The sequence below is a fragment of the Streptomyces sp. NPDC007872 genome, from assembly GCF_042868165.1.
Taxonomy (GTDB): Bacteria; Actinomycetota; Actinomycetes; order Streptomycetales; family Streptomycetaceae; genus Streptomyces.
On the sequence record NZ_JBIAEA010000001.1, the window covers coordinates 26,961 to 52,492 of the forward strand.

The following is a 25,532-nucleotide window of genomic DNA, read 5'->3' on the forward strand; positions in this document are numbered from 1 at the left end:
TGTTCTCCGTACGCGGCCGCGCCCGGCGGACCGGGCGCGTGCCGTCACGGGGTTCACGTGCCCTCGGGATCCGCGCCCATTCCCGCACGTACGACGCGCCGGACGGGCCGACCGGCGGGAAGCGACCCGAAAGGGGGGTCGGCGGAGGAGAACGCGGGCACACGCGACGGCATGAGGATCACCGGTGAGCACACGAAGCCCGTCGTCGGCGGATGGAAGCCCTACGCGGCCTCGGCCGTGGCGGTGGCCGCGACCGCCGTGGCCGGGGCCCGGGCGGTGGACGCGGACAGTCCCTGGTACGAGTCGCTCGACAAGCCGCCGTGGCAGCCGCCCTCCTGGGCGTTCGGGGCCATCTGGACCCCCCTGTACGTGTCGCTGGCCTGGGCCGGCGGACGGGGGCTGGCCCGGGCGCGCGGCCCGCGGCGTACCGCGCTGGCCGCCTCCCTGGGGGCGGACCTGGTGCTGAACGCGGCCTGGAACCACCTGTTCTTCCGGCGGCGCAGCCCGTGGGCGGGTGTGGTCGGCACCGCGTTGCTGGACGTCGCCAACGTCCGGCTCGTCCGGAGCACGTCCGCCGTGGACCGCACCGCCGGGCGCGCCCTCCTCCCGTACGCGGCCTGGTGCCTGTTCGCCACCGCCCTGAACCTGTCCCTGGCGCGGCGCAACCCCTCCGCGCGGGGCGGGCGCCGGGGCCCGGGGGCGCCCGCCGACGGGCCGGGACCCGTCAGCGCGGTGTCTCCGGAGGACGCCTTCCCCAGGCGGTGAGCAGGCCGGCCGACAGGTCGGCGCACTCGTCGGAGTCCAGGTACCGGATCGCGCGGTCGACGGCCTCGTCGTCGACCAGGCCGGTGGCGGTCATGGCCGCCCTGCTCCGTTCCCAGGTGTCGGCCCAGAAGCGGCCGAGGGGGCTGCCGGGCAGCAGCGGCGGGACGTGGATCTCGGCCGCGACGGCCTCCAGGCCGGCCCCGCGCAGCAGGTGCGGGTACGACGGCACCCAGGAGACGTCGGTCCCGATGGTGGCCCGCAGCCCCTGCCACATCGCCCGCATGGCCGTGGTGTACGGCGTGGCGGGCGTCCGGTCGCCCGTCAGGTCCACCGCGTCGCCGAGCACCAGCACTCCCCCGGGTTCGAGCAGCTCGGCCAGCGCCGTGACCAGGCGCTCGTGCTCGGGCAGGTGCATCAGGACGAAGCGCGCGTGGACGAGGTGGAACCGGCCGGGGGCGAAGTCCGGGGCGGTGACGTCGGCCTCCAGGAGGTCGAGTCCGGCCGTGGGGCGTTCGGCGAGGAAGCGCAGGTCGCGGTCGACGGCGAGCACGCTCGCCACTCCGGCCTCGTCGAGGAGCCGACGGGCGACCGTGCCCGTGCCGGCGCCCACGTCGAGGCAGCGCCACCCCGGCCCCGCCCCCAGGGCCCGCAGCCGGTGCACGGTGATGTCGTCGTAGGCGAGCGCGCCGTGGTCGATGCGCGCGCCCTCGCCGGTCCGGTCGGGGCGGAAGACGGCCTCGCCGTAGCGGCCGCCGTCCGCGTCACCGTCCGGCGCGGCGCTCACGCGGCCCTCCGTGCCGGGGGCGGTGCCGTGCGGGCCGGGTTCCGGACGGTCGGGCCGGTCCATGAGGGGTCCTCCTCGGGCGTCGGGAAGACGCCGGCCCGTCCCGGGGCCGCCGCCCCGCCCATCCTCCACGGGCGCCCGTCCGGTCGGCCGAGGCGCGCCGCGCCCGGACCGGGCCGGACGCCGCGAGAGGCCCCGGCGTGAGCGGACCGGCACCGTTTGTGGCTCCTCAGGAGGGGCAACCGGACATCACCCGCGGCGCAGGGCCCGGGAACGACGAGGGGGTTTCCCATGATCGAGGCGGACGCGCCGGAGGGCACCAGGGCGGTGTTCGGGGAGTTCGACACCGACGACGACTGGCTGCTGAACGTCCACGAGTTCGGCGGCGCCGTGCGACGGCTGACGGGACGGGCGCTCGACGACGACGCGCTGCGGCACCTCTTCCGCAGGGCGGACGTCGACGGCGACGGTCTGGTCTCCCTCCCCGAGTTCGAGGGATCCCTGAAGGAGCTGTGATCCGTCGGGGAGGGCGGGCCGACCGGTGTATGGACCCCGGGAGGGCGGGGCGGCGAGGATCAGAGGTCGCTGTCGATGCCGGTGACGGTCGGCGTTCCGAGAGGGGCGTCGGCCTCCGCGACGCCCGCCTTCCCCAGCGCCTCCGAGACGATCCGGACGGCGTCCAGCTCGGCCTCGTACCGGTCCGGGGCCTCCACTTCGAGGCGGACAGAGAAGGTGCCCCCCTCGTTGAGCGTGAGGAGGTCCAGCCCCTCGTTCTCGCTCACCTCGGTGTGCTGGGGGGACAGCTCCCTTTCGAGGGCCGAACGTGCGGAGTCGGTGATGCCCGAGGTGAACGTGCCGGGGACGGTGATGACGAACGTGGTCATGGCTGCTCCTCAACGGGGCCCGGCCCGACGGTCGGGCCGGGCCCCTTCGATTCTCCTGACGAAGTCGTGCCGGAAGGTTCCCGCGACGCACCGGGGAACGGTTCCGCGCGGGCCGGCCTCAGGCGCTCGCGTGGCGGGGGGCGGACGCCCGCCGCGGTGCGGCGTGGTGCGCCGGGCGGCGTCCGGCGGCGGTCCTGAGACCCCGCAGCCACACGGCGACGGTGCCCAGCAGGGCGACGAAGACCGCCAGCAGGCCCACGGAGACCCACATCTGCCGGGACCCCGGGTGGGTCCATGCCGTCCAGGCCGCCGCGACGGCCCACAACAGGGCGGCGGTCGCGTAGAAGGTGCGGATCCGGCGCAACTGGCGCGTGGTCCGCACGGGGGTGAGGTGATCGGTCTTCGCTGCCATGCCGCCCCGTGTACCCCGTGGAGTGCGATTCACCACAGGTCCGCACGGCCCTTTTCGAACCCGGAGGGGAAACGGGGGCGCGCCTCTTGCCACAGGATGGCCGGGAGGGCCGCGCCGTAACCCGACCCACCGCGGTGGGCGCTCGTCGGCGAGTTCGTTCCGGGCGCGCCCCGGAAGGCGGAACCGAAGGGAGCCGGTGACGATGACGTCAGGGTCTCGTCCTGAGCACACGCCCGACGGGCGGTACGTCGTGATCGGCGGCCGTCGGTGGCGCGCCACCGACCCGGACATCCCGCCGGAGGCGGCCGCGAAGCTGCGCTCCCTCCTGATGGCGGCCCGTCGTGCCGTGGGGGCGGCGCGGCGGGAGAACGACGCACGGGCCGAGCGCGCCGCGCGGGCGCGCGTGCACACGGCGAAAGTGGCCCTCGGGGAGCGCGGGGAGCCGTGGTGGGAGCAGAGCCCGGCGGAGCGGAGGGCCCGTTGGACCCGCGGGCTGGAAGCCCTGGAAGGATGACTCCGACCGGTGGGCGAGATCTTGCTCGCACCACCGGATACGGTCCCGGCGGCCGGGCATGCGGTCACCATGGAAACGAAAGCCAGTTCGGCCGGGGAGACGAAGGAACACCGCGCCGCGGAGCGGTCGCGAAGCCTGCCGACAGGGGCGGGGGGCGCCTCGGAGGCTTTCCGAACGGTTCGAAGGGGAGTAGGAATGACGTCCGTGGAACAGCGTCCCAGACCCGCCGAGGCCCGCATCCGTCACCTGCGTCGACGGCTGGAACGGCTGATGGGCGTCGCCGCCACCGAGGGGAACGAGCTGGTGGCGCTGCGCAACGGCGATCAGATCTTCCCGGCCATGCTGGACGCGATCAGAACGGCCGAGCACACCATCGACATGATGACCTTCGTCTACTGGCGCGGCCAGATCGCCCGGGACTTCGCCGAGGCCCTCGCCGAACGGGCCGCCGCCGGCGTGCGGGTGCGCCTGCTCCTCGACGGCTTCGGCGCCATGCGGATCGAGCAGGACCTCCTCGACCGGATGGAGGAGACCGGCGTGCGGGTCGCCTGGTTCCGCAAGCCGCTGTGGCTCTCGCCGCTCAAGCAGAACCACCGCTGCCACCGCAAGGCGTTGATCGTCGACGAGCACACGGCGTTCACGGGCGGCGTGGGCATCGCCGAGGAGTGGTGCGGCGACGCCCGGAACCCCGGCGAGTGGCGCGACACCCACGTCAAGGTCCGCGGTCCGGCGGTGGACGGCATCGCCGCGGCCTTCTCGCAGAACTGGGCCGAGTGCCACGACGAGCTGTACGACGACCGGGACCGGTTCACCGAGCACGAGCAGTCCGGGGACTGCGTCGTACAGGTGATCCGCGGCTCGGCGAGCATCGGCTGGCAGGACATGCAGACCCTCATCCGGGTCATGCTCACGAGCGCCGAACAGCGCTTCCGGCTGGCCACCGCCTACTTCGCGCCGGACAACTACTTCGTGGACCTGCTGTGCGCGACCGCACGGCGCGGTGTGGCCGTGGAGATCCTGTTGCCCGGCCCCTACACCGACCAGCGGGCCTGCCGGCTGGCGGGCCAGTACCACTACGAACGGCTGCTCGAGGCGGGGGTGACCATCCACCAGTTCCAGCCGACGATGATGCACGCCAAGGTCATGACGGTCGACGGCGTGGCCTCGCTGATCGGCTCGACCAACTTCAACCGGCGCTCCATGAGCCACGACGAGGAGGTGATGCTGGCCGTCCTCGACGAGGAGTTCACCGCCGGTCTGGACCGGGACTTCGAGGACGACCTGCGGCGCAGCACCCCCGTCGACCCCGCTCGCTGGCGGCGTCGCGCCGCCTTCCAGCGGATGCTGGAGGCCTCCGTCCTGCCCATCCGCCGGTTCCTCTAGGACCCGCCCGCCGGGTCCCTCCGGGGCCCGGCACGCCGGGGACGGGGCGGGGAGGACGGCCCCTCGGGACTAACCGACGCCGAGGTCCCGCTGGAGCGGGAAGTGGGCGACGATCCGCTTTCCCCCGCCGTGCGGCGCGACCACGACCCGGTCGCTGATCGTGTGGACCATGCGCAGTCCGTGGCCCCCCACCCGCGCCGGGTCGGCCTCCCTCACCGTCGGCGTCTCCGTGGAGGTGTCCCACACGGCGATCGTGAGTTCTTCGCCGGACAGCCGCAGGACGAGTCCGCAGGGGCCCGGGGCGTGCCGGGCGGCGTTGGTGACGAGTTCGCTGACGGCGAGCTCCGCGTCCAGGCGGAGAGGGCCGGGTACCGCGGCGCGCCCGGCCCGCAGGGCCCCGTCGAAGAGGGCCCGCAAGGCCTGCCGTGCCTCCGCGGCGCGGGCCGCACCGTCCTCCCAGACCACTTCGTGCCGCAGCGTGGCGTGGCCGTCCGTGGACGGCTCGTCCGCCACCTGCTTTCCGGGCGGGATGACCATGTGGGAATCTTTCGTCGTGTCCGTCGCTCTTCGGTGCTTGCGTGCTCTTGCGCATACCCCGGCGCCGAACGCACACACCGTGGACCACTCCGAGTGCCGCCGAACAGAGTACGCGGTCGCGCCGGAAGGGGCACCGGGCACGGCCACCGTCACGGATCCCCGTGGCACCGCACCAGACGTCGCGGCCCCGGCCGTGATCCGCCGGACAGGCCCTAGCAGGCGGCGGCGTCCTCCACCGTCTCCCGCACCTTGAGGACGGTGTCGACACCGGTGAGCTCCAGGATCCGCCGCACCGGGGTGGTGGGTCCGGCCAGGCGCAGGTCGGTCGTCCGGTGGGTGAGGATCAGCAGGTTCAGGAAGGCGGAGTCCGCGAAGGTGACGCCGGAGACGTCCAGGACCACGCTCGGATGCTCCTCGGCCGCGGCGCGCAGGGCCGCCGCCAGGGGCGCGATCGTCTGCATGTCGTAGTCGCCGTTCGCGACGACGACCCGGGCGCCGTGCGCCTCGTACCGCGTCACCGCGGGCGGGTCCGGGACGCGCGGCGCTTCGAGCGGTCCGGTCGCCCCTCCCCCGCTCCTGTCGGCACCGACCGCGTGCCCCGTCGTGACGACCTCGTTCCAGGACATCTGCGGACCCTTCCTGTGACCTTCACGGGATCACGTCATCTGTGACGCGAAAAGTATGTCACGTATGTGGTGTCCGGCAATGACGGTCATACGATGCCACGCGTGCCGGGAGTGCCCGCATCACACGGCGGCCGGACGTTCGTCCAGGACGAGACCGACCGCGCCCGGAGGAGGCGGGAGCCGCAGCGTCCCACGGACGACGACGCCCCGGAACAGGACCGCGCCGCGGACGGCGCGGGCGGGTCCGGGGTCAGCGGGCCGGAGGGTGGGCTCCCGGGCCCTGCCGGGCGGGGGCCAGGGGCGTGGGAGAGAGGTCGGTCGTCTCCTCCCCCGGTTCGAGGAGGGTGTCCGCCGCTCCGACGATGAGCGGGTCGGGCCTGCCGACCGCGTCCGGGTCCTTGTTCTCGTAGTCGATGCGGGACAGGAGGCTGCGCATGGCTTCGAGGCGGCCCCGGCGCTTGTCGTTGTTCTTGACCACGGTCCAGGGGGCGTGGTCGGTGTCGGTCGCCCGGAACATGGCGACCTTCGCGGTGGTGTAGTCGTCCCAGCGGTCGAGGGAGGAGAGGTCCGTGGGCGAGAGCTTCCACTGCCGCACCGGGTCGACCTGGCGGATGGCGAAGCGGGTGCGCTGTTCGGAGCGGGAGACGGAGAACCAGAACTTCACGAGGTGGACGCCGTCCTCGACCAGCATGCGTTCGAACAGCGGGGCCTGGTGGAGGAACAGCTCGTACTCGGCCTCGGTGCAGAAGCCCATCACCCGCTCGACGCCGGCCCGGTTGTACCAGGAGCGGTCGAAGAAGACGATCTCGCCCGGGCCCGGGAGGTGGGCCACGTAGCGCTGGAAGTACCACTGCCCGGCTTCGCGCTCGGTCGGCTTGTCGAGGGCGACGATCCGGGCGCCGCGCGGGTTGAGCCGTTCGGTGAACCGCTGGATGGTGCCGCCCTTGCCCGCCGCGTCCCGTCCCTCGCACAGCACCGTGATCCGGGCGCCGGTCTCCTTGGCCCAGCGCTGCAGCTTGAGCAGTTCGATCTGCAGGATCCGCTTCTGCCGCTCGTACGCGGCGCGCCGCACCTTGCGGGCGTACGGGTAGTTCTCCCGCCAGGTGCGGATGGGCTCGCCCCCGGGGCCGAGCAGGAGGGGCTGCTCGGGCCGGCTGGTGTCCACGCTGAGCCCTGCGAGGAGGTCCGGTCCGGTGTCCCGGCCCTCCTCGGCCCGCTCGTCACCGGTGCCGTTCACGCCGGTCATCGGGTACCCCGTTCCCTTCGCAAGTGCTTTCGGAACCTGCCTGTACCCGCTGCCGCCGGTCTCACCCGGTCGGCCGCCACGGCCGCCGCGTCCGGGGTCAGGACGTGCTGACCCCGCCACGGGCCAGGGCGAACACCCCGAGGACGATCAGCGCGACGCCGGCCGCCTGGGGCAGCAGCCACCAGCCCGTACGGACGTGCTCCTCGTACAGCAGGACGCCCAGGCTCAGGCTCACCGTGGCGTCGCCGAGGGTCAGGGCGGGCTGCGAGGCCACGAGCGGGCCGCCCTGCATGGCGTGTTCGAGCAGCAGGAGGGCCGCGATCCCCGCCGCGCAGAAGGCGTAGGTCTGCCAGGCCGTCAGGAAGGCGCCGATCCCGCCGTCGTCGAGGACGTGCATGGACGTCTTCATGAGGGCGGCGGTGAGGGCGTAGCAGATCGCCGTGGCGGCGCCGAGGCAGGCCGCCCTGGCGCGGCCGGGCGGTCTGCGCAGTCCGGTGGCGGCGAGCGCCACCACGGCGACGGCGCAGGCCAGCAGGACCGGCAGCCAGCGGTCCAGGGCCACGTGGGTGCGGTTGCCGGCGGGCGAGGCGGCGACGAGGGCCGTCCCGAGTCCGGCCACGACCGCCGCCACGGCCGCCCAGAGGCGGGCGGGCAGCCGTTCGCGGGCCACGAGGGAGGCGATGAGGAGGGCGAGGGGCAGTTCGAGGACGAACAGGGGCTGGACGAGGGCGAGCGGTCCGGTCGCGAGGGCCGCGGCCTGTCCGACGCCGGCGGCGATGACCGCGAGGATGCCGGCCAGCCAGAGCGGGCGGCGCAGCAGGTCGAGGACCAGTCCGGGCCGGAAGGAGTCGGACCGCGGGACGGTGAGCGCGGCACGCCGCTGGAGCACCGTGGCCAGCGCGTTGCTGAACGCGGCGAAGAGGGAGAAGAGGACCGGCAGGACGACGCCCATGCACCGATCCTGACCGGACGGCGGCCGTACGGGGGCGGCGACACCGGCCGGGCGCCCGTACGGGGGAACCGGCCGGGGACCCGGTCGGGCCAATGCCGGGTCCTGGTCGGGCGAATGTGGGACCCTCCGGCGTGGCCCGGTGCCGTCGCGGTGGTACGTCGTCGGTCATGCAGCCAGGCTCCCCACCGCAGGTGGCCCCGTTCCTCCGCACGGCCGCCGCGTACGCGTGGCGGCTGCTCGTCGTCGGCACCCTCGTCTACGCCCTGTTCGCCCTGCTCGGGCGGTTCCACGAGATCGGGGTGGCGGTCTTCCTCGGTCTGGTCGTCACCGCGCTGCTGCGGCCGGTCGTGGACCTGGTCGCCCGGGGGCTGCCCCGGTCGGCGGCGGTCGCCCTCACCCTGCTGGGCGGCATCGCGCTGGTCCTGGGGGTGCTCACGCTGGTCGGCGAGGCGGTGGCGGGGCAGCGGACGACGCTGGTGCGGGAGTTCCGGGACGGCGTCGGGCGGATCGAGCGCTGGCTGGAGCGGCCGCCGTTCCGGCTGGACCCCGACGCGCTGTCGGACGTGCAGGAGCGGATCGGCCGGTTCCTCTCCGACCACCGTTCGACGCTGGTCAGCGACGCGGTGAGCGGGGCGCACCATCTGGTGGCGGTGCTGACCACGCTGGCGCTCGCGCTGTTCTCCTCGGTGTTCTTCCTCCACTCGGGCGACCGCCAGTGGGCGTGGTTCCGGGAGCAGTTGCCGGCGTCCCTGCGGGGGCGGGCGGAGACCGGCGGGCGGGCCGCGTGGCGCACGTTCACCGGTTACACGCACGGGATCGTCCTCGTGGCCGCGACCAACGCGGTGCTCGTGGGGATCGCGCTGTGGCTGCTCGGGGTGCCGCTCGCGCTCCCGCTGGCGCTCCTGGAGTTCGCGGCCGCGTTCGTCCCGCTGATCGGTTCGCCGGTCGCCCTGGCGGTCGCCGCGGTCGTCGCCCTGGCGGCGAAGGGCCCGTTCGTCGCGGCGGCCGTGATCGCCCTGATCGTGGTGATCGGCCAGATCGAGGGGCACCTGCTGCATCCGCTGGTGATGAGCTGGGCCGTGCGACTGCATCCGCTGGTGGTGGCGATCTCGGTCGTCGCGGGCTCGATCGCGGCCGGCATCGTGGGCGCGGTGGTGGCGGTGCCGCTGGTGTCGGTGGTGTGGTCGGTAGTCACGGCGCTGCGGGGGGCGCGTGCGGCGGAACGTCCCACGGATGGGGGCGATCCCGGTCCGGAGGCGGCGGAGGGGTGAACGGAGGGCGTCGGTCCGCTGCCGTCATTGGGCCGACGAATGGCGGCGGCCGGAGCGGGTTGACGCGCGTCACCCGGCCCGCCAGTCTCGGAGTGCCCGCACCGCGGGGATCACCCCGTCGAGCACTCGCACCGCGGGGACCGCACCCCTGAGCGCTCGCACCCCCGGACCACATCCGACGCACGAGGCACTGGAGGCCCGATGGCCGGACGCACCGCACGTTCCCTCCCGCTGCGCTTTCTCCTCTCTATTGTCATGCTCATGTTCGCCTCCTCGGCCGGGGTGGTGGCCACCGCCGGCACCGCGCGGGCCGACGGCTGCTACACCTGGTCGCGCACCCTCTCCCAGGGGGCGACCGGCGCCGACGTCACGGCGCTCCAGATCCGCGTGGCCGGCTACCCCGGTCACGGCGCGGTGCTCGGCATCGACGGCTCCTACGGACCGGCGACCGCCGCCGCCGTCACACGCTTCCAGGCCGCCTACGGACTGGCCGCCGACGGCGTCGCGGGCCCCGCGACGTTCAGCAGGATCTACGCGCTCCAGGACGACGACTGCACCCCGGTCCACTTCTCGTACGCGGAGCTGAACACCTGCAACAGCACCTGGGCCGGGGGCGCGGTGAGCGCGGCCACCGCCAAGTCCAACGCCCTGCGCACCATGTGGAAGCTGGAGGCCCTGCGGCACGCCCTCGGCGACCAGTCCATCCGCGTCACCAGCGGCTTCCGGAGCCAGGCCTGCAACAGCGCGGTCGGCGGGGCCTCCTCCAGCCGCCACCTGTACGGCGACGCGGCCGATCTCGGCGCCGGACCCCATTCGCTGTGCCGGCTCGCCCAGCAGGCCCGCAACCACGGCTTCAACGGCATCCTCGGGCCCGGCTACCCGGGACACGGCGACCACGCCCACGTCGACCACCGGCCCAGCCGCTTCTGGTCCGCCTCCACCTGCGGCATCTGACGCGCGTCCGGCCCGCGTTCCCCCGGGAGCGCGGGCCGCGGCGTCCGTGAACGCCCCGGCGGGAGCGGCGCGGGCGGCCCGCGCATGACCCGCTCCCGGCGGGTAACACGGCGGCAATGACGAACGCACACGACGTGGGAGCCAGACCGGGCCCCGCCCTTCTGCTGCTGCCCGTGCAGACGGCCGTGATGGCCGTGCTGGGGCTGCTGGTCACCGGCCCCCTGGCGGCGTACTGGCCGCTCTCGGCGGAGGACGGCGTCAACCGCGCCCTGGCCGCCCACCGCGCCCCCTTCGCGACCGCCCTCACCGACTGGCTGTCCCTGGTGGCCGACACGCAGACCGTGATCGGCCTGACGCTGCTCTGCGTGCTGGGCCTGCTCCTCGTGCCCCGGGCGCCCCGGTGGTGGGAGGCGGGGTTCCTGGCCGTGTCGGTGGCCGCGCAGTCCGCGGTCTTCCTGCTCGTCACCCTCGTCGTGAACCGTGACCGTCCCGACGTCCCCCACCTGGACGGGGCGCCGCCGACCTCCAGCTTCCCCTCCGGCCACGTCGGGGCCTCCGTGGCGCTCTACGGGGGCCTCGCCGTGCTCGCGGCCCGGCACCTGCGGGGCCTCCGGCGGAACCTCGTGGTGGGGCTCCTCCTGCTGTTCCCCCTGGCGGTGGCCTTCTCCCGGCTGTACCGGGGCATGCACCACCCCTCCGACGTGGCGGTGGGGCTCCTGAACGGCGCCTGCACGCTGCTGCTCGTGGGGTCCGCGCTCCTGACCAACGCCCGGAAGGACGAGGCGGCCCCGGAGCCGGAGCCGGCCGTCCGCGGCACGCGGCGGGCCGTCGTGGTGCGCCACCCGCAGGCGTGCGGCGACGAGACCACCGCCGAAGTGCGGGCCGTACTCCTCCGGCACGGGTACGCGGAGCAGCGGTGGACGGACACGACGCCCGAGGACCCGTCCGGCGGCCTCGCCCCGTACCTGAACGGGACGGGCGCGGAACCGGCCGGACTCGTCGGACCGGCGGATCCGGCCGGACCGTTCGCACCGGTCGACCTGGTCGTCGTCTGCGGCGGGGACGGCACCGTGCGCGCCTGCGCCGACCTGGTGGCCGGGACCGGGATCCCCCTCGCGATCGTCCCCTGCGGCACCGGGAACCTCCTCGCCCGCAACCTGGGTCTGCCGACCGAGCCGGTGGCCGCGCTGCGCGAGGCCCTGTCCGGGCGTGCCACCGGGCTCGACGTGGGCCGGATCCAGGGCGACGGGCTCGCCCCGACCCGGTTCGCCGTCATGGCGGGCGCCGGGTTCGACGCCGCCATGGTCCGGGACGCCTCGCCCCGGCTCAAGGAGCGCCTGGGCTGGGCCGCGTACGTCCTCTCGGCCGCGCGGCACCTGCGGGACCCCCGGATGCGCCTGTCGATCCGGCTCGACGGGGGCGCCCCGCTGGAACGGCGGGCCCGCATGGTCGTCATCGGCAACGTCGGCTCCCTCCAGGGCGGGCTGCCGCTGCTGCCGGAGGCCCGGCCCGACAGCGGCCGGCTCGAGGTCGTCCTGCTCGACCCGCGCGGGGTGACCGGCTGGCTCGCCGCCGCCGGGTACCTCGTCTCCCGCGGACCGGGCGGACGGGCCCCGTCCGCCTCCGGCACCCGGGAGCGGACCGCCGCGCACGGCGCGCTGGAGTACTTCGGCGCGGCCCGCGTCGACCTCCGCTTCGCCCGTCCCCAGCCGCGCGAGCTCGACGGCGACGTCCTCCCGGCGGGCACCCGCCTGACGGCGGAGGTCGAGCCGGGGGCGCTGCGGGTGTGCCTGCCCGCGCCGGCGCGGATCGGCGCGCAGGGCCGGACCGGAGGGGAGGTGGAGGAGCATGGGCACCGCGACGCGCGTACCGCGGCTCAGTGAGGTCCGGGCCGTCGAGGCCGAACTGCGCCTCCAGGGCGAGACCCTGTCCGGGGAGGACGCCTGGGCGACGCTCCGCCGCTACGGGGGCTGGGCGCTCGTACGGGACTCCTTCGTGCGGTTCCGCTACGCCGACGGCTTCAGCCACTCCCGGGCCCTCGCCCTGCAGACCGTCCTGGCGATCCTCCCCTTCGGCATCGCGGTCATAGGACTGTCCGGCGTCCTGCACACCGAGGACGTCGGACGGATCGCCGAGTTGTTGATACGCCGCATCAGTGGCCCCAGCCAGGACGTCGTGGACGACGCCCTGCGGGCGAGCCGGCGGCACGCCGGGGACGGCGGCGCGCTGGCCCTCTGGTTCGGCCTGCTGTTCTCGATCTCCAACGTCACCACCGGCATGTGCCAGGTGGAGCGGGGCGCGAACCGCATCTACGGCGTCGAGCGCGACCGCCCGTTCCTCCACAAGTACGCCCGCGGGCTCGTGATGTCGGTGCTGGCCGGCCTGCCCCTCGGGCTGAGCTTCTGCGTCACCGTCCTGGGGTCCGACCTGAGCCACGCCCTGATCGAGGTCTACCACCTCGCCCCGGGCACCCGCCTCGCGTGGGACCTGCTGCGCTGGCCCGTCGGGATCCTGCTGGCCGTGCTCGCCACCAGCTTCGTCTTCCGGCGCTCGCCCCGGCGGCCCCAGCCGGGCCACACCTGGCTGGCCTTCGGCGCCACCGTCCACCTGCTGCTGTGGCTGGGCGCGACGTGGGGCCTGAGCCTGTACGTCGGCTCCGGCGGCTCCTTCACCACCGTCTACGGCCCGCTGAGCGCCTTCGTGGCGCTGCTGCTGTGGTCGTACCTCACGTCGCTCTCGCTCTTCCTGGGCCTGTCCTTCGCGGCCCAACTGGAGGCCGTGCGGGCGGGGGTGGACACCCCGATCAGCGAGGACCCGGGGGTCTGAGCCGCTCGCCCCGCCTCCTCCCCGCACCAAGGAAAGGAACCGTACCCACCATGACAGACCGTTCCCCCCGCATCCGGCGCCTCCTCGGGCGGTTCACGACCGGGCACGGCGGGCCCGACGCGCGGTTCGGCGCGCGGCTGGTGGCGGGCACGGCCCTGACCGCCCTGGCGGCCGTCCCGTTCTCCCTCGCGCTGGTCCTGGTGGAGTCGCACTGGACCCCGCTGCACCGGCTCGACCAGAGCGTGGCCGAGCGGCTGCACCGCTCCGCCCTCGACCATCCGGGCTGGGTGCGGGTGCTCGACTTCCTCACGCACGTCGCGTGGGGCCCCGCGACCATGCGGATCCTGGTGGCCGGGGTGGTGGTGTGGCTGCTGTGGCGGCGGGCCTACCGGCTGGCCGCCTGGGCGGCCGTCACGGCGATCGGCGGCGGGCTCATGGGCCTGCTGGTGAAGAACGTGGTGGAGCGCGCCCGGCCGCACCTGCCGGATCCCGTCTCCCACGCGCCCGGGTTCTCCTTCCCCTCCGGGCACTCCATGACGGCCGTGACCTCCTGCGCCGTCCTGCTGCTCGTCCTGCTGCCCCTCGTCCCGCGCGCGTGGCGGCCGGTGCCGTGGGTCCTGGCCGCGGTGGCGGTGCTCGGCGTGGGCTACACGCGCGTCGCGCTCGGCGTCCACTGGGTGAGCGACGTGGTCGGGGGCTGGCTGCTCGGCGTCGCCGTGGTCACCGCGACCGCGCTCGCCTTCGAGGCGTGGCGCGGCGACGTCGGCCGTCCCCGCACCACGCCCGCCGAGGGCCTGGAGCCCGAGATCACGACGGAGGACCCGGAGCCGGCGGGCCGGTCCGGGTCCCAGTGACGCGGAGGGGACGGGTCAGGCGTCGTCGTCCGACCCGTCGGCCCGCCCGCTCCCCCGGCCCCCCGCCGCGCGCCGCCGGGCGTCCTCCTGCGCGCTCCGGCTGGGCGTGAGGGCCTCGGCGGCCTCGCCGTCCTCGTCGGGGCGCGGGTCGTCCCGTACGTCCGTCTCGGCCTCCTCGAACTCCTTCAGGACCTCCTCGGCGGCGGTCCTCGGGTGGTCGGCGTTCCCCTCGGTGGCGCGGTGCTGCGACATGCGTCCCTCTTCCTCGTGGTTCGTCGGCGTACGACCTCTTTTGTACGTGTTCCGGTACCCGGTGTCGTGCGCTTCACGCCCCGCCGGCCGACGGGCGGGACGCGGAGGGCGCGCCGGCCGGGCGGGGGGCGCGCGGCGCCGTCGAACCGTTTCGGGCGTCGGACCGTTTCAGCCGTCGTCCCGGTCCCGCGTCGGGGACCGCCGTCCCCGCGTCGACGCCAGCACCCCTCCCACGACGGCGATCACCGCGAGGGCCAGGGCGATGCTCACCCAGCCCTCGGTGTCCCAGTAGACGTCCTCCAGGCTGATCAGCAGGGCCGCCTCGTCGACGATCAGGGCCATGCCGACGCCGTAGGCGAGTCCCATCCAGGCACGCGCGCGTGCCGAGCGTTCCACGAGGCCCGCCGCGCCCACCACGGCGAGCAGCAGGATCCCCCACACGTAGTGGTGGATGTGCACCCCGCCGGCCTGCACGTCGCCGATGCCGGCCACGTCGATGTGGATCAGCCAGGTGAGCAGGCGCATTCCGCCGAAGGCGAGGGCGAAGCCCCACCACGCCAGGACGAAGCCGCGGCGCTCGGAGGAGATGCCGGGCAGGAGGCGCAGCCACGGTGACCGGTGGGCCGTGTGCGGGGACGGCGGGCGGTCGGGTGACCGGGGGATGTGCGAGGGCGTCACGCCTTCTCTCCTGCCTTTCCCTCTTCTTCTGCTTCTGTTTCTTTCGTCCCTTCCGCCGTGAACGTCTCGATCAGGCGGGCCACGGCCTCCGGCGCGCTGTAGTGCGCCGCGTGCGCGGCGCCCGGGACGTCGGCCGCGCGCCCGTCGGGGACCAGTCGGGCCGCGTGCCGGATCCAGGCGTGGGAGGCGATGGTGTCACCGGCGCCCCGGATCACGAGCGTCGGCGCGGCGACCCGGGCCAGATGCCCCTCGAATGCCCCGGCCGCGTCCCGCAGGGCGTGCCGCAGGGACGCGGCGAAGCGGAGGGGACCGGTGAGCAGGTAGTCCGCCGCGGCCACCGCGAGCAGGGAGAGCGGTTCCCGGGGCGCGTCCGCGAGGAGCCGGCCGCAGTGGCGGAGGCCCGACACGTCCGGTTCGAGCGCCGGACCGAGCAGCACGAGCCGTCGGACCAGTCGCGGATGGCGGACGGCGAGGGCCGCGGCCACCTGGCAGCCGACCGAGTTGGCCACCAGCAGGCTCGGCCCCGGGGAGAGCCGCCGGTGCCAGCGGGCCAGGGCGTCGGCGGTCCGCTCCACGTCGGGCATCCGGCGGGCGGCGGCCCGTGACCGCGCGTTGCCCGGCAGGTCCGGCACGAGCACGCCGGCCCCGTTCGCCGCGAGGCGCCGGGCCAGCGGAGCGAAGTACCGTCCCGAGAGGCCGAGTCCGTGCACCAGGACCACGGTCGTCCCGCCCGCCCCCGGCGGGGGGCCGAAGGAGCGGGTGAAGAGACCGGCGCGGACCCCCTCCTCCTCCCTCCGCCCGGCCCCGTCGGGCCGGGCGGTGTCGGGGGCGGTCTGCTCGGTCATGTCGGTTCCCTCTCGGTCGTACGGCGCGTGAGCGCGGCTGCCCCGAAGGGGGTTCCGGGAAACGGCGTCGACCGGGTGGGGGTTCAGGCACCCGCGAGGCGCCAGAGGGGAGGTACGCGGCGCGGTGGCGTTCCCGCCCGCAGGGTCCGGTAGAGGGCGGCGGCCTCCGGAGGGGTGAGGGCGAGTTCCTCGGTGATCCTGCGGGTGGTGACGTAACCGAGGCCCTCGGCGAGCCGGGCCCGCTCCCACGCGGTGAACCGGGTCAGGAGGGCCCCGGGGTCCTCCGGCGGGCGCGGGGACGGCACGGCGGGCGCCGCCTCGGCCCGTCGCCGTTCGCGCGCGATCTCGGAGAAGCCGCAGACCTCGTACGACACCTCCTCGGCGGCCTCCAGGCCGGAGCAGCGGTCGAGCGCCCCCGCCAGCGGATTGAGCCGGAGCGCCTCCTCACAGGTGAGCCGGTGCACCCAGCGCGCGGAGTCGTCGAGGACCAGGGGGCGCGGGGCGTCGCGGGTGCCGCAGACGCCGCGCACGCCCCGGGCCGCCGCGACGAGCACGGCGCCGGCCTCGGACGGGTGCCAGTCGAAGACGGCGAGGACGCCCTCGGTGTCCTCGGGGGCGAGGGTGAGGGCCGGCTCGCCCAGCCGGGGCATCAGGAGCGGCAGGGGCACTTCGTTGTCCAGGCCGGGCCCCGCGACGTACACGGTCGTGGGGATGCCCGTCGCGGCGCAGGCCGCCAGGGCCAGCGCGTCGCCGAGGGGGCTGCGCAGGGTCGGTTCGTCCCCCCGCGCCACGATGTCCCCGCCCACGTCCACGAGGTCGATCCGGTCGGCCCCGCACCAGCGGGCCGCCGCGTCGATCTGGCGGGCGAGGCCGAGCGTGCCGCCGTAGGGGTCGAGCAGTCCCAGGGCGGGTCGCAACTGCGCGGCCAGACGGGGCAGCAGCGAGCCGGCCGGTGCCTTCGGCGCGGTCCGCGGGGTGATGAGGGTCAGGCCCGGCGCGGGCGCGGGGGCGCCGGTGAAGTCCGCGGCGCCGCGCGGGCCGGGAACGGGGTCGACGACCAGCCTCTCCCAGGCGTAGGTGAGCACCAGTGCCGGGGTGTCCGGTCCGTACAGCGCCGCGTGCACCATGGCCGCCGTGATGGCGTCGCCGCCACCGCCCGCGGCGACGAGAAGTCGCTTCATGGCGGACACCCAACGCCACGGGCCGCCTCCCCCGCCACCCGGAGCGGCCGGTTCCGCCGCCCCGACCGCCGTACAAACAAAGGCATTTGGAAGGAAAGGACCTTCTCCGCGAAAAGTGCATACGAAGCTCCATGCGGCGAAACCGATCTTTTGGCGTTCGCACTACAGATGCCGACGCGCCCGTCGCCCTAGGGTGCCGGTCTGTCACACCACGTGACGCCGTCGTCCGAGAGTGAGTCACATCGCGCCATGGGCAAGCCAGTCATGCTTCCGTCGCCGTCGACCCGGCCCTCCCTCCCCGCCGTCTCCGAGGAGGAGAGCCCCTACCAGCAGTACGTGTACGCCTACCCGCACCAGAAGGCCTACCGCCTTCTCGACGACGGTCCGCTCCTGAGCGACCTGTGGGCGGGCGAACGCCTCGACGCCCTCTCCTTCTACGCGCACATACCGTTCTGCGAGATGCGGTGCGGCTTCTGCAACCTCTTCACCCGCACCGGCGCCCCCGAGGAGGTGACGCAGGCGTTCCTGGACACCCTGGAGAGACAGGCCCGGGTCACCAGGGAGGCCCTCGACGCCCAGGGCCGGCCGTTACGGTTCACCCTCGCGGCCTTCGGCGGCGGCACGCCGACCTACCTGACGGCCGACGAGCTCGTCCGGCTCTGCGACATCTCCGAGGACGTCATGGGCGTCGACCTGCGGGCGGTGTCCTGGTCGGTGGAGACCTCGCCGGCCACCGCGACCGCCGACCGCCTCGCCGTCCTCGCGGAGCGGGGCGCCACCCGGCTGAGCATCGGCGTGCAGAGCTTCCTCGACGAGGAGGCGCGCGCGGCCGTCCGCCCGCAGAAGCGGGAGGAGGCCGAGGCCGCCCTGGCCCGCCTCAGGGACGCGCGGTTCCCCGTGCTCAACATCGACCTCATCTACGGCATCGACGGCCAGACCGAACGCACCTTCAAGGTCTCGCTCGACGCCGCCCTCGCCTGGGAGCCCGAGGAGATCTACCTCTACCCCCTGTACGTGCGCCCGCTGACCGGGCTGAGCACCCGTCACGCGGCCACCCCCGCCGCGTGGGACGACCAGCGGCTGCGCCTGTACCGCTTCGGCCGCGACCACCTCCTCTCGGCCGGCTACGAGCAGACCTCGATGCGGGTCTTCCGCCGGATCGGCACCGCCGCCGTCGAGGACACCGACGGCAGCAGCATCAGCGAGTACAACCAGCAGGCCGGCATGGTCGGGCTCGGCGTCGGCGCCCGCTCCTTCACGACCGACCTGCACTACACGACCGACTACGCCGTCGCGGTCCCCGAGGTGCGCCGCATCATCGACGACTACATCGCGACCCCGAGCGACCGGTTCCGGCGGGCGCAGTGGGCGTTCCGCATGGACGGGGACGAGCGGCGCAGGATGTACGTCCTCCAGCACCTGCTCGAATCGTCGGGACTGGACACCGCCCGCTACGAGTGGCGGTTCGGCAGCCGCTTCGAGGACGACTTCGCCCCGCAGCTCGACGCCCTCCTGGGACGCCACTGGCTGCGGGACGGCGGCGGCGTCCTCCGGCTGACGCCGGAGGGGATGGCCAGGGCCGACGGGATCGGCCCGATGTTCTTCTCCGCGACCGTGCGGGAGAACATGGGCGCCTACCGGGACCGGTGACACCGCCCGCCGCGGTCAGCGCCCGGCCGGCTCCGGCAGGTGTTCCTCCGGAGTCCGGCGGCGCTCCGGCACGGAGACCGTGACGAGGCCGCCGAGGAGCAGCGCGGCGCCGGCGGTGGCGAGGGGCCCCGGCCGCTCGCCGAGCAGCGCCACGCCGAGCACCGCGGCGACCAGCGGTTCGGTCAGGCTCAGCGTCCCCACCGTGGCGGCGCTGAGCCCGCCGACCCCCCGGGTGAAGAGCAGATAGCCGAGCGCGGTCGTGCCGAGTCCCAGCCAGCCCACCAGGGCGGCGCCGTGCGCCGTGGCCAGGCCCTCGGGGGCGATCAGGAGGTACGGGGAGACGAGCAGCCCGGCGCACAGGACGCCGACCGGGGCCGCCGCGTCCAGGTCGGCCCCGCGCGCGTCCAGTTCCTTGGTGGCGGCGATGTAGACGCCGAAGCTCGCTCCGGCCGCCGCCCCGTACGCGACGCCGAGCACGTCCGCGCGTCCTCCGCCGCTCGGGAGGAGCAGCAGCCCGATGCCCGCGACGGCGCAGACCGTGCCCACGGCCCAGCGCGGCGAGGGCCGCTCGCCGGAGAGCAGGCGCCCGCACGCCCCGCCGACCGCGGGCACGGTCCCGAAGGCGACCGCCGTCGCCAGGGCCGCCCCGCAGCGCTCGACCGCCTGGAGGAAGCAGACCTGGAAGGAGGCCGTGACGAGCACGCTCACCACCAGCCACCGGCGCGTCCCGGGCAGTCGCAGGGTGCGCAGTCCGGCCGGGCGCGCCATGAGGGCCGTGAGGACGAGCCCTCCCAGGAGCATCCGGGCGGCACCGAGCGACACCGGGTGCGCCCCGGTGTCGGCCCAGATCTGCGCCGGGCCCACGGTGCCCCACAGGACCGCCGCCACCAGTACGGACGCCACAGCCTTCACGCCGACTCCCCTCCCACCCCGCACGGACGGCGCGAACGTATCCGGGCGCGCCGGGCTGTGGCCCCTGGTGAAAACCATGAGATCCGCGTCCCGTGCGCCGCCGATCCCGTGTCTTCGCACCACTCCCCCTCCCTCCCGCTCCTCCGGATCGGTGCTCCGGCGAGGAGGCGGGCGCTCAACTCCGCAGGTGGGAGGCGCCGTTCAGGTCGAGGATCGAACCGGACGCCCATTCCGCGTCGGGGGAGGCGAGCCAGAGGACGGCCGCCGCGACCTCGGCGGGGGCGGCCACCCGTCCGAAGGGGCTCTGGGCCTGGATCGCGGCGCCCTCGGGTCCCTCCAGGCGCGGTGCGACGCGCTCGGTGGCGAAGAAGCCGGGCGCGACCGAGGCGACGGCGATCCCGTGGGGGGCGAGGGAGACGGCGAGCGACTGGCCGAGCGCGTGGACGGCCGCCTTGGTCGCCCCGTACGCCGGGTGGTCGGGTTCGCCGCGGAAGGCGCCCCGGGAGCCGATGTTGACGATCCGTCCGCCCGTCCCCCGGTCGATCATGCGCCGGGCGGCGAGGTGGCTCAGGTTCGCGGTCGCGAGGAGGTTGACGGAGACGTGCCGCCGCCAGACCTCCACCCACTCCTCGTAGGGGGTCTCGGGGAGGGGGTGGCGGAGGTTCACCGCCGCGTTGTTGACCAGTACGTCGATCCCGCCGAGCGCCCCGGCCGCCGTGTCGACCACGGTCGCGGCCGTCCCCGGGTCCGCGAGGTCGCCCCCGACGAGGACGTGGCCCGTCCCTTCGAGGGAGTCCAGGGTCGTCCGGGCCTCCTCGGCGCGCGAGGCGAAGTGGACGGCGACCCGGTCGCCGTTGGCCGCGAACGCCCGGGCGACCTCCCTGCCGAGGCCCCGGGAGGCGCCGCTGACGAGGACGCGGCGGCCTGTTGCGGGCAGGTTCATGGGGTGCCTTCCGGTCGGGGACGTGCCGTCCGGCATTCTGCACGCCGGTCCCGCCCGTCCCCGGCCCTCCCCCTCGCGCCTTTCACCGCTCCCGCTCGCCGGGCGGTCGGACGGTCGGGCGAGTGGCCGGGCGGGGCGGTCGCCGGACGGGCGGACGAGTGGCCGTGCGGGGCGGTCGCCAGAAGGCCGTCACGAGACCGTCAGGAGACCGTCAGGACGATCTTGCCCGTGGTGCGGCCCTCCTCGCCGATCGCGTGCGCCTCAGCCGCCTCGGCGAGCGGGAGGACGGTGTCGGCCACCGGCCTCAGCTCGCCGCGCTCCACCAGGGCCGCGAGCTCGCGCAGGCCGAGGTGGTCGGGTTCGACCAGGACCCAGACCGCCCGCACGCCGTCCGGGGCGGCGGGGACGTCGTCCGGGCCCGGCAGGGTGATCAGCCTGCCCCCGGGGCGGAGCACCTTCAGGGAGCGCTCGGCCGTCTCCCCGCCGATGCCGTCGAGGACGACGTCCACGTCCCGCAGGACGTCCTCGAAGCGGACCTCGCGGTAGTCGACCACCTCGTCCGCGCCCAGCTCCCGCACCAGGGCGTGCTTGGCCGCGCTCGCCGTGCCGATGACGTACGCCCCGCGGGCCTTGGCGATCTGCACGGCGAGGTGCCCCACGCCGCCGGCCGCCGCGTGCACGAGGACGCGCTCCCCCGGGCGGACGTCCGCCGCGTCCACGAGGGCCTGCCAGGCGGTGAGCCCGGCCAGCGGCAGCGCCGCGGCCTCCACGTGGGTCAGGGAGGCGGGCTTGGGGGCGAGGTGCCGGGCCGGGGCCACCACGTACTCGGCGTAGGCGCCCGCCTGGCGGGGGAAGAGCGGCATGCCGAAGACCTCGTCCCCGGGGCGGAGGTGCCCCACGCCGGGCCCGACGGCCTCCACCGTGCCCGACACGTCCCAGCCGACGGCCGGGACGGAGCCCCAGCCGATCAGGGCCCCGCTCGCGCGGGTCTTCCAGTCCACCGGGTTCACCCCGGCCGCGTGGACCCGCACCAGGACCTCGTTCAGGCCGGGCCCGGGACGCTCCACGTCCCGCTCGACCAGGTTCTCGGGACCGCCCCACCGCTCCACGACCACCGCACGCATGCCGTCCGCCTCTTTCCGTATCGATCGGTGCGCCCCGGAGCCCTTCCGCGGCGACGGGTCCACGATCCGGTGCGGCGCCCTCCCGCGGTGTTGGCCGTCCGGCCACTATGTGACAGGATTCGGCCATGGGAGCGATCTGTGGCCGGACGGTGCGGAACGAGCGGGAAGAGGGCCGGGCGGCGCCGCACCGGATCGCCGTGCTCGCACTCCCCGGCGTGCCCCCCTTCGAGCTCGGCATCCCCTCCCGGGTCTTCGGCAGCGCCACGGACCCCGAGGGCCGCCCCCTCTACGAGGTCACGGTCTGCACGGTCGACGGCGCCCCCGTGCCCAGCGACGCCGGTTTCACCGTGCAGCCCGCCGCCGGCGCGGAGGCCCTCGCGAGCGCCGACACCGTGATCGTCCCGCCCACGCACGCCATGCCCGAGCTGGTGCTCGGCGGCCCGCTGCCGCCCGAGGTCGCCGCGGCCGTCGCCGCCATCCGGCCCGGCACCCGCCTGGTGTCCATCTGCACCGGGTCGTACGTGCTCGCCGCCGCCGGGCTCCTCGACGGCCGGCCCGCCACCACCCACTGGCACCTGGCGCCGGAGTTCCGCCGGGCCTATCCGAAGGTCAGGGTCGACGAGGACGTGCTCTTCGTGGACGACGGCGACGTCCTGACCTCCGCGGGGGCGGCGGCGGGCGTCGACCTGTGCCTGCACATGATCCGCCGCGACCACGGCGCCGCGACCGCCAACCGCACCGCCCGCGTCTGCGTCGTGCCTCCCTGGCGGGACGGCGGACAGGCCCAGTTCATCGCCCGGCCCGTCCCGGAACCCACCCTGGCCGACACGACCGCCACCCGCGCCTGGGCCCTGGAGCACCTCGCGGAACCGCTCACCCTCGCCCGGCTCGCCGAACACGCCCGGATGAGCCTGCGGACCTTCACCCGCCGGTTCCGCGACGAGGTCGGCCTGACCCCCGTGCAGTGGCTCACGGCCCAGCGCCTGGAACTCGCCAAGCAGCTCCTGGAGACGACCGACCTCCCCATCGACCTCGTCGCCCACCGCGCCGGGCTCGGCTCCGGGAACTCCCTGCGGGCGCACATGCGGACGGCGTTCGGCGTCTCCCCCGCGGCCTACCGCCGCGCCTTCGGCGCCGGCGCGGACCCGGTCCCGGCCGCCGGGGGCGGGCACCGGATGTGACGTCGCGTCCGTTTGGAGCACCGGGCTCAGGGCAGCCGAGGTGCTACGGACAAGACACAGCGAGAGGTGCGAGTCGATGTCGACCGGAATCGTCCTGGCCATCGTCGTTGCCGCCGTCGTGGTGGTCGCGCTCGTCACCGTCGCCGCGGTGAACCACCGGCGACGGGCGCGTCTGCGCGACCGGTTCGGACCCGAGTACGACCGCGCCGTCGAGGAGACGGGCAGCAGGCGGGCCGCCGAACAGGACCTCGACGCCCGCGAGCGGCGCTACCAGGAACTGGACATCAAGCCGCTGTCGAGCGGCACGAGGGAGCAGTACGCGCAGCGGTGGAAGGAGCTCCAGGAGGAGTTCGTCGACGCGCCCGAGGGCGCGGTGCACGAGGCCGACCGGCTGGTGACGGCCCTGATGCACGAGCGCGGCTACCCCACCGAGGAGTACGAGCAGCGGATGCGCGACCTGTCCGTGCGGCACGGCCGCACGCTGGAGCACTACCGGGCCGCCCAGGAGGTGCACGCGCTGAGCTCCTCGCGGTCGGCCAGCACCGAACAGCTCCGGGAGGCGATGGTGCACTACCGCGCCCTCTTCGGCGACCTTCTCACCGACGGCGAACCGACCGGCTCCCGCCGGTCCTGACGCGGAGGCGGAACACATGCGCGACCACGACACGGCAGAACGGGCGGCGCAGGCCGCCCCGTACGAGGCGACGGACCGGTCCGGACCGAAGGACCGGAACGAAACGACGGACCGCCACGGAATGACGGAACGGCCCGGAACCAACGACCGGCCCGGAACCGACGACCGATACCGGACGGGCGACCGACACGGTACGACGGGCCGTTACGAGGCAACGGACCGTTACGAGGCGACGGACCGTCACGAGACGAACGAGCAGCGCGAAACGGGCGACCGGCCCGGGACGACCGGCCCGGGTGAGACCGACGACCGGCACGTGACGAGCGATCGGCGCGAGATCCACGAGCAGCGCGGGACCGGCGAGGAGCACGGAACCGGCGAGCAGTCCCCCGTCCCCGCGGAGCGGAGCACGGCGACCGCGGAGAGGTCCGCCCTCCCCGGGCAGACCGGCGTCCGGCCCGCCCCGCTGGCGAGCGCCACCGGGCGCGGGGACGACGAACACCTCCCGGACCTGCTCGGCAAGGCGGACGGCGACGCGTACCGCGAGCGCTGGCGCGAGGTCCAGGGCCGGTTCGTCGACGACCCGCGCGAGGCGGTGCACTCGGCCGACGAGCTCGTCGCCGACGTGATGCGGACGCTGGCGGAGGCGTTCGCCGACCACAAGCGCACCCTCGAAGGGCAGTGGAGCGAGGGCCGGGACGCCGACACGGAGGACCTCCGGGTGGCGCTGCGCGAGTACCGCTCGTTCTTCAACCGGCTCCTGACCACCACGGCCTCCCCCCAGTAGGCGGGGCGCCGGAGCGGGGGGGGGGGGGGGGGCCCCGCGGGGGGGGGGGGGGCCCCGCCCGCCCCCCCCCCCCCCCCCCCCCCCCCGCCGCGGGGGGGCCCCCCCCCCCCCCCCCCCTACCCCCCCACCCGCTGTCCCGGGGGGGGGGGGGGGGGGGGGGGGCCGCGCCCGCGGGGGGGCGGGGGGGGGGGCCCCCCCCCCCCCCCCCCCCGGGCGCCCCCCCCGCCCCGCTCCCGTCCGCCCGGATGGCGGTGCCGCCAGACCCAGAAGACGGCGGAGGACACCAGCGCCCATCCCGCGAGCACCACGAAGGGGAAGAGGTGCTGGTGGCCGCCGAAGTACACCGCGGTGTGCTGCGCGTTCACCGAGGCGCCCGGCGGCAGCCACTGGCCGATGTGCCCGAGCGGCGACGGCAGCAGCGGCCAGGAGACCGCGCCGCCCGACGAGGGGTTTCCGAGGAGCACCATCAGCCCCCAGGTCGGGAGCATGGCCCACCGCCCGATGAGGGTGTTGAACATCGAGAAGACCATGCCGGAGGCGAACATGGTCAGGGCGAGGATCAGCCACGACTCGACGAACGGCAGGTCGAGCGCGCCGAGCAGCCAGTCCACCGTCGCCGCGATGGCGAATCCGCCCAGCAGGGCGTAGAGCACGGTGAAGGCGATCCGCTCGGCGGGGTTCAGCGGCCTGGCGTGCACGCTGAGCTGGATGGCGCCGACGAAGCCGATGATCACGGCGGCGAGCGAGATGTAGAACAGCGCGAGGCCGCGCGGGTCGCCCTTCTGGAGCGGTTTGACGTCCGCGACCGCGACCGGCACCCCGGTCGCCCGCCCCACCTCCACCGCCGACTCCGCGAGGAGCTGGGCCACCGAGGCGCCCGAGGCGCCGGCGACGTCGAGGGCCACGCGGCCGTCCCGCAGGGTCACGACGGCGAAGACCTCCTGCTCGTTCACCGCCTTCAGCGCCCCGGCGCGCGTCCGGTAGGGCCGCAGTTCGAGCGAGGAGTCGAGCGCCCGCTCCATCCCCCCGGTGAACGTCCTGCCGGTCGGCGAGTCCGCCGCCCCGAGGACGGCCGTCGGGATGTGACGGGGGGTCGGGTTCGCCATGGCGTACGTGTAGGAGCCGGCGAACAGCGCGGCCGCCGCGGCCAGGATCAGGACGAGCACGGTCGCGGGGAAGAAGGGCGAGCGGGTGAACGTCTTCCAGTGGTCGGAGCGGCTCGGCGGCCGGCCGTGGGCGCCGTGCGGCGGCGCGGTCCGCTCGTCCTCCCGTCCCGTGCCGTCTCCCGTGGGGTCGTCGTGGGGCGGCGGGCTGTCCTCGTGCGTGTCGGCCATGAT

Annotated in this window: 28 protein-coding genes; 13 read left to right on the top strand and 15 right to left on the bottom strand. The window is 75.0% G+C overall.

What is annotated here, in order from left to right:
- The first annotated feature begins 171 nt into the window (after positions 1 to 171).
- Positions 172 to 765, top strand: coding sequence for a TspO/MBR family protein (locus ACFYNX_RS00145; protein ID WP_388655876.1), 594 nt, complete (start codon positions 172 to 174; stop codon positions 763 to 765).
- On the opposite strand, the gene ACFYNX_RS00150 is transcribed toward ACFYNX_RS00145, so the two are convergent.
- Positions 725 to 1,549, bottom strand: a complete 825-nt coding sequence (locus ACFYNX_RS00150) for a class I SAM-dependent methyltransferase (protein ID WP_388657764.1) — start codon at positions 1,547 to 1,549, stop codon at positions 725 to 727. The two genes, ACFYNX_RS00145 and ACFYNX_RS00150, sit on opposite strands and share 41 nt — an antisense overlap.
- 291 nt (positions 1,550 to 1,840) lie before the next feature.
- Between ACFYNX_RS00150 and ACFYNX_RS00155 the strand changes: the two genes are divergently transcribed.
- Positions 1,841 to 2,065 (top strand): EF-hand domain-containing protein, encoded by a 225-nt coding sequence (locus ACFYNX_RS00155; RefSeq protein WP_365550314.1) that lies wholly within the window; start codon positions 1,841 to 1,843, stop codon positions 2,063 to 2,065.
- A gap of 59 nt (positions 2,066 to 2,124) precedes the next feature.
- On the opposite strand, the gene ACFYNX_RS00160 is transcribed toward ACFYNX_RS00155, so the two are convergent.
- Both ACFYNX_RS00160 and ACFYNX_RS00165 read right to left on the bottom strand, forming a co-directional pair.
- The gene (locus ACFYNX_RS00160) at positions 2,125 to 2,433 is read right to left on the bottom strand and encodes a hypothetical protein (protein WP_125657364.1); all 309 of its coding nucleotides are present in this window, start codon (positions 2,431 to 2,433) and stop codon (positions 2,125 to 2,127) included.
- Positions 2,434 to 2,551: 118 nt separating this feature from the next.
- Complete coding sequence (locus ACFYNX_RS00165) at positions 2,552 to 2,845, bottom strand: hypothetical protein (protein WP_388655880.1); 294 nt, start codon at positions 2,843 to 2,845, stop codon at positions 2,552 to 2,554.
- Positions 2,846 to 3,047: 202 nt separating this feature from the next.
- On the opposite strand from ACFYNX_RS00165, the gene ACFYNX_RS00170 reads away from it, so the two are divergent.
- Both ACFYNX_RS00170 and ACFYNX_RS00175 read left to right on the top strand, forming a co-directional pair.
- Positions 3,048 to 3,359 carry a hypothetical protein gene (locus ACFYNX_RS00170; RefSeq protein WP_388655883.1) on the top strand — a complete coding sequence of 104 codons (312 nt, stop codon included), beginning with the start codon at positions 3,048 to 3,050 and terminating at the stop codon, positions 3,357 to 3,359.
- 195 nt (positions 3,360 to 3,554) lie between these two features.
- On the top strand, positions 3,555 to 4,742 hold the full coding sequence (locus tag ACFYNX_RS00175) for a phosphatidylserine/phosphatidylglycerophosphate/cardiolipin synthase family protein (RefSeq protein ID WP_388655886.1): 1,188 nt from the start codon (positions 3,555 to 3,557) through the stop codon (positions 4,740 to 4,742).
- Between the two features lie 69 nt (positions 4,743 to 4,811).
- On the opposite strand, the gene ACFYNX_RS00180 is transcribed toward ACFYNX_RS00175, so the two are convergent.
- The 4 genes from ACFYNX_RS00180 to ACFYNX_RS00195 all read right to left on the bottom strand — a co-directional run bounded on the left by ACFYNX_RS00180 (position 4,812) and on the right by ACFYNX_RS00195 (position 8,103).
- Positions 4,812 to 5,279: an ATP-binding protein gene (locus tag ACFYNX_RS00180; protein WP_388655888.1), complete on the bottom strand. Its 468-nt coding sequence runs from the start codon at positions 5,277 to 5,279 to the stop codon at positions 4,812 to 4,814.
- A gap of 212 nt (positions 5,280 to 5,491) precedes the next feature.
- Positions 5,492 to 5,905: an STAS domain-containing protein gene (locus tag ACFYNX_RS00185; protein ID WP_388655891.1), complete on the bottom strand. Its 414-nt coding sequence runs from the start codon at positions 5,903 to 5,905 to the stop codon at positions 5,492 to 5,494.
- A gap of 250 nt (positions 5,906 to 6,155) precedes the next feature.
- Positions 6,156 to 7,151 (bottom strand): polyphosphate kinase 2, encoded by a 996-nt coding sequence (gene ppk2 / locus ACFYNX_RS00190; RefSeq protein ID WP_365550328.1) that lies wholly within the window; start codon positions 7,149 to 7,151, stop codon positions 6,156 to 6,158.
- 97 nt (positions 7,152 to 7,248) lie between these two features.
- The gene (locus ACFYNX_RS00195; protein ID WP_365550330.1) at positions 7,249 to 8,103 is read right to left on the bottom strand and encodes a DMT family transporter; all 855 of its coding nucleotides are present in this window, start codon (positions 8,101 to 8,103) and stop codon (positions 7,249 to 7,251) included.
- A gap of 167 nt (positions 8,104 to 8,270) precedes the next feature.
- Between ACFYNX_RS00195 and ACFYNX_RS00200 the strand changes: the two genes are divergently transcribed.
- From ACFYNX_RS00200 to ACFYNX_RS00220, 5 genes are all read left to right on the top strand, one after another.
- On the top strand, positions 8,271 to 9,374 hold the full coding sequence (locus tag ACFYNX_RS00200) for an AI-2E family transporter (protein WP_388655895.1): 1,104 nt from the start codon (positions 8,271 to 8,273) through the stop codon (positions 9,372 to 9,374).
- 201 nt (positions 9,375 to 9,575) lie between these two features.
- A complete protein-coding gene (locus ACFYNX_RS00205) occupies positions 9,576 to 10,328 on the top strand; it encodes a D-Ala-D-Ala carboxypeptidase family metallohydrolase (RefSeq protein ID WP_388655898.1) in 753 nt (250 codons plus the stop codon).
- Positions 10,329 to 10,444: 116 nt separating this feature from the next.
- A complete protein-coding gene (locus tag ACFYNX_RS00210; RefSeq protein WP_388655901.1) occupies positions 10,445 to 12,211 on the top strand; it encodes a phosphatase PAP2 family protein in 1,767 nt (588 codons plus the stop codon).
- Positions 12,177 to 13,154: a YihY/virulence factor BrkB family protein gene (locus ACFYNX_RS00215; protein WP_388655905.1), complete on the top strand. Its 978-nt coding sequence runs from the start codon at positions 12,177 to 12,179 to the stop codon at positions 13,152 to 13,154. The genes ACFYNX_RS00210 and ACFYNX_RS00215 overlap by 35 nt, the downstream gene beginning before the upstream one ends.
- Before the next feature lie 50 nt (positions 13,155 to 13,204).
- Positions 13,205 to 14,008 carry a phosphatase PAP2 family protein gene (locus ACFYNX_RS00220; RefSeq protein WP_388655908.1) on the top strand — a complete coding sequence of 268 codons (804 nt, stop codon included), beginning with the start codon at positions 13,205 to 13,207 and terminating at the stop codon, positions 14,006 to 14,008.
- 15 nt (positions 14,009 to 14,023) lie between these two features.
- On the opposite strand, the gene ACFYNX_RS00225 is transcribed toward ACFYNX_RS00220, so the two are convergent.
- The 4 genes from ACFYNX_RS00225 to ACFYNX_RS00240 form a co-directional block, all read right to left on the bottom strand.
- Positions 14,024 to 14,260: a hypothetical protein gene (locus tag ACFYNX_RS00225; protein WP_388655911.1), complete on the bottom strand. Its 237-nt coding sequence runs from the start codon at positions 14,258 to 14,260 to the stop codon at positions 14,024 to 14,026.
- Between the two features lie 168 nt (positions 14,261 to 14,428).
- Positions 14,429 to 14,938, bottom strand: a complete 510-nt coding sequence (locus ACFYNX_RS00230; protein WP_388655914.1) for a hypothetical protein — start codon at positions 14,936 to 14,938, stop codon at positions 14,429 to 14,431.
- Positions 14,935 to 15,783 (bottom strand): alpha/beta fold hydrolase, encoded by an 849-nt coding sequence (locus ACFYNX_RS00235; protein ID WP_388655917.1) that lies wholly within the window; start codon positions 15,781 to 15,783, stop codon positions 14,935 to 14,937. Before ACFYNX_RS00235 ends, ACFYNX_RS00230 begins: the two co-directional genes overlap by 4 nt.
- An 83-nt stretch (positions 15,784 to 15,866) precedes the next feature.
- On the bottom strand, positions 15,867 to 16,964 hold the full coding sequence (locus ACFYNX_RS00240) for a DUF1152 domain-containing protein (RefSeq protein ID WP_388655920.1): 1,098 nt from the start codon (positions 16,962 to 16,964) through the stop codon (positions 15,867 to 15,869).
- A gap of 264 nt (positions 16,965 to 17,228) precedes the next feature.
- Here ACFYNX_RS00240 and ACFYNX_RS00245 point away from each other — a divergent pair, with 264 nt between their 5' ends.
- A complete protein-coding gene (locus ACFYNX_RS00245; protein WP_388657766.1) occupies positions 17,229 to 18,614 on the top strand; it encodes an STM4012 family radical SAM protein in 1,386 nt (461 codons plus the stop codon).
- A 15-nt stretch (positions 18,615 to 18,629) separates the two neighbouring features.
- On the opposite strand, the gene ACFYNX_RS00250 is transcribed toward ACFYNX_RS00245, so the two are convergent.
- From ACFYNX_RS00250 to ACFYNX_RS00260, 3 genes are all read right to left on the bottom strand, one after another.
- Entirely contained in the window at positions 18,630 to 19,526 is an 897-nt protein-coding gene (locus ACFYNX_RS00250; RefSeq protein ID WP_388655923.1) for a DMT family transporter, read from the bottom strand.
- Between the two features lie 175 nt (positions 19,527 to 19,701).
- On the bottom strand, positions 19,702 to 20,469 hold the full coding sequence (locus tag ACFYNX_RS00255) for an SDR family NAD(P)-dependent oxidoreductase (RefSeq protein ID WP_388655926.1): 768 nt from the start codon (positions 20,467 to 20,469) through the stop codon (positions 19,702 to 19,704).
- A gap of 200 nt (positions 20,470 to 20,669) precedes the next feature.
- Complete coding sequence (locus tag ACFYNX_RS00260) at positions 20,670 to 21,593, bottom strand: NADP-dependent oxidoreductase (protein ID WP_388655929.1); 924 nt, start codon at positions 21,591 to 21,593, stop codon at positions 20,670 to 20,672.
- Between the two features lie 125 nt (positions 21,594 to 21,718).
- Here ACFYNX_RS00260 and ACFYNX_RS00265 point away from each other — a divergent pair, with 125 nt between their 5' ends.
- The 3 genes from ACFYNX_RS00265 (at position 21,719) to ACFYNX_RS00275 (ending at position 24,195) form a co-directional block, all read left to right on the top strand.
- Positions 21,719 to 22,774 carry a GlxA family transcriptional regulator gene (locus ACFYNX_RS00265; RefSeq protein ID WP_388655932.1) on the top strand — a complete coding sequence of 352 codons (1,056 nt, stop codon included), beginning with the start codon at positions 21,719 to 21,721 and terminating at the stop codon, positions 22,772 to 22,774.
- 76 nt (positions 22,775 to 22,850) lie between these two features.
- Positions 22,851 to 23,408 (top strand): hypothetical protein, encoded by a 558-nt coding sequence (locus ACFYNX_RS00270; protein WP_365550364.1) that lies wholly within the window; start codon positions 22,851 to 22,853, stop codon positions 23,406 to 23,408.
- A 16-nt stretch (positions 23,409 to 23,424) separates the two neighbouring features.
- Positions 23,425 to 24,195: a hypothetical protein gene (locus ACFYNX_RS00275; RefSeq protein ID WP_388655935.1), complete on the top strand. Its 771-nt coding sequence runs from the start codon at positions 23,425 to 23,427 to the stop codon at positions 24,193 to 24,195.
- A 116-nt stretch (positions 24,196 to 24,311) separates the two neighbouring features.
- Here the strand turns inward: ACFYNX_RS00275 and ACFYNX_RS00280 are convergent, their stop codons facing one another.
- Complete coding sequence (locus ACFYNX_RS00280) at positions 24,312 to 25,529, bottom strand: ABC transporter permease (protein WP_388655938.1); 1,218 nt, start codon at positions 25,527 to 25,529, stop codon at positions 24,312 to 24,314.
- Positions 25,530 to 25,532 lie beyond the last annotated feature (3 nt).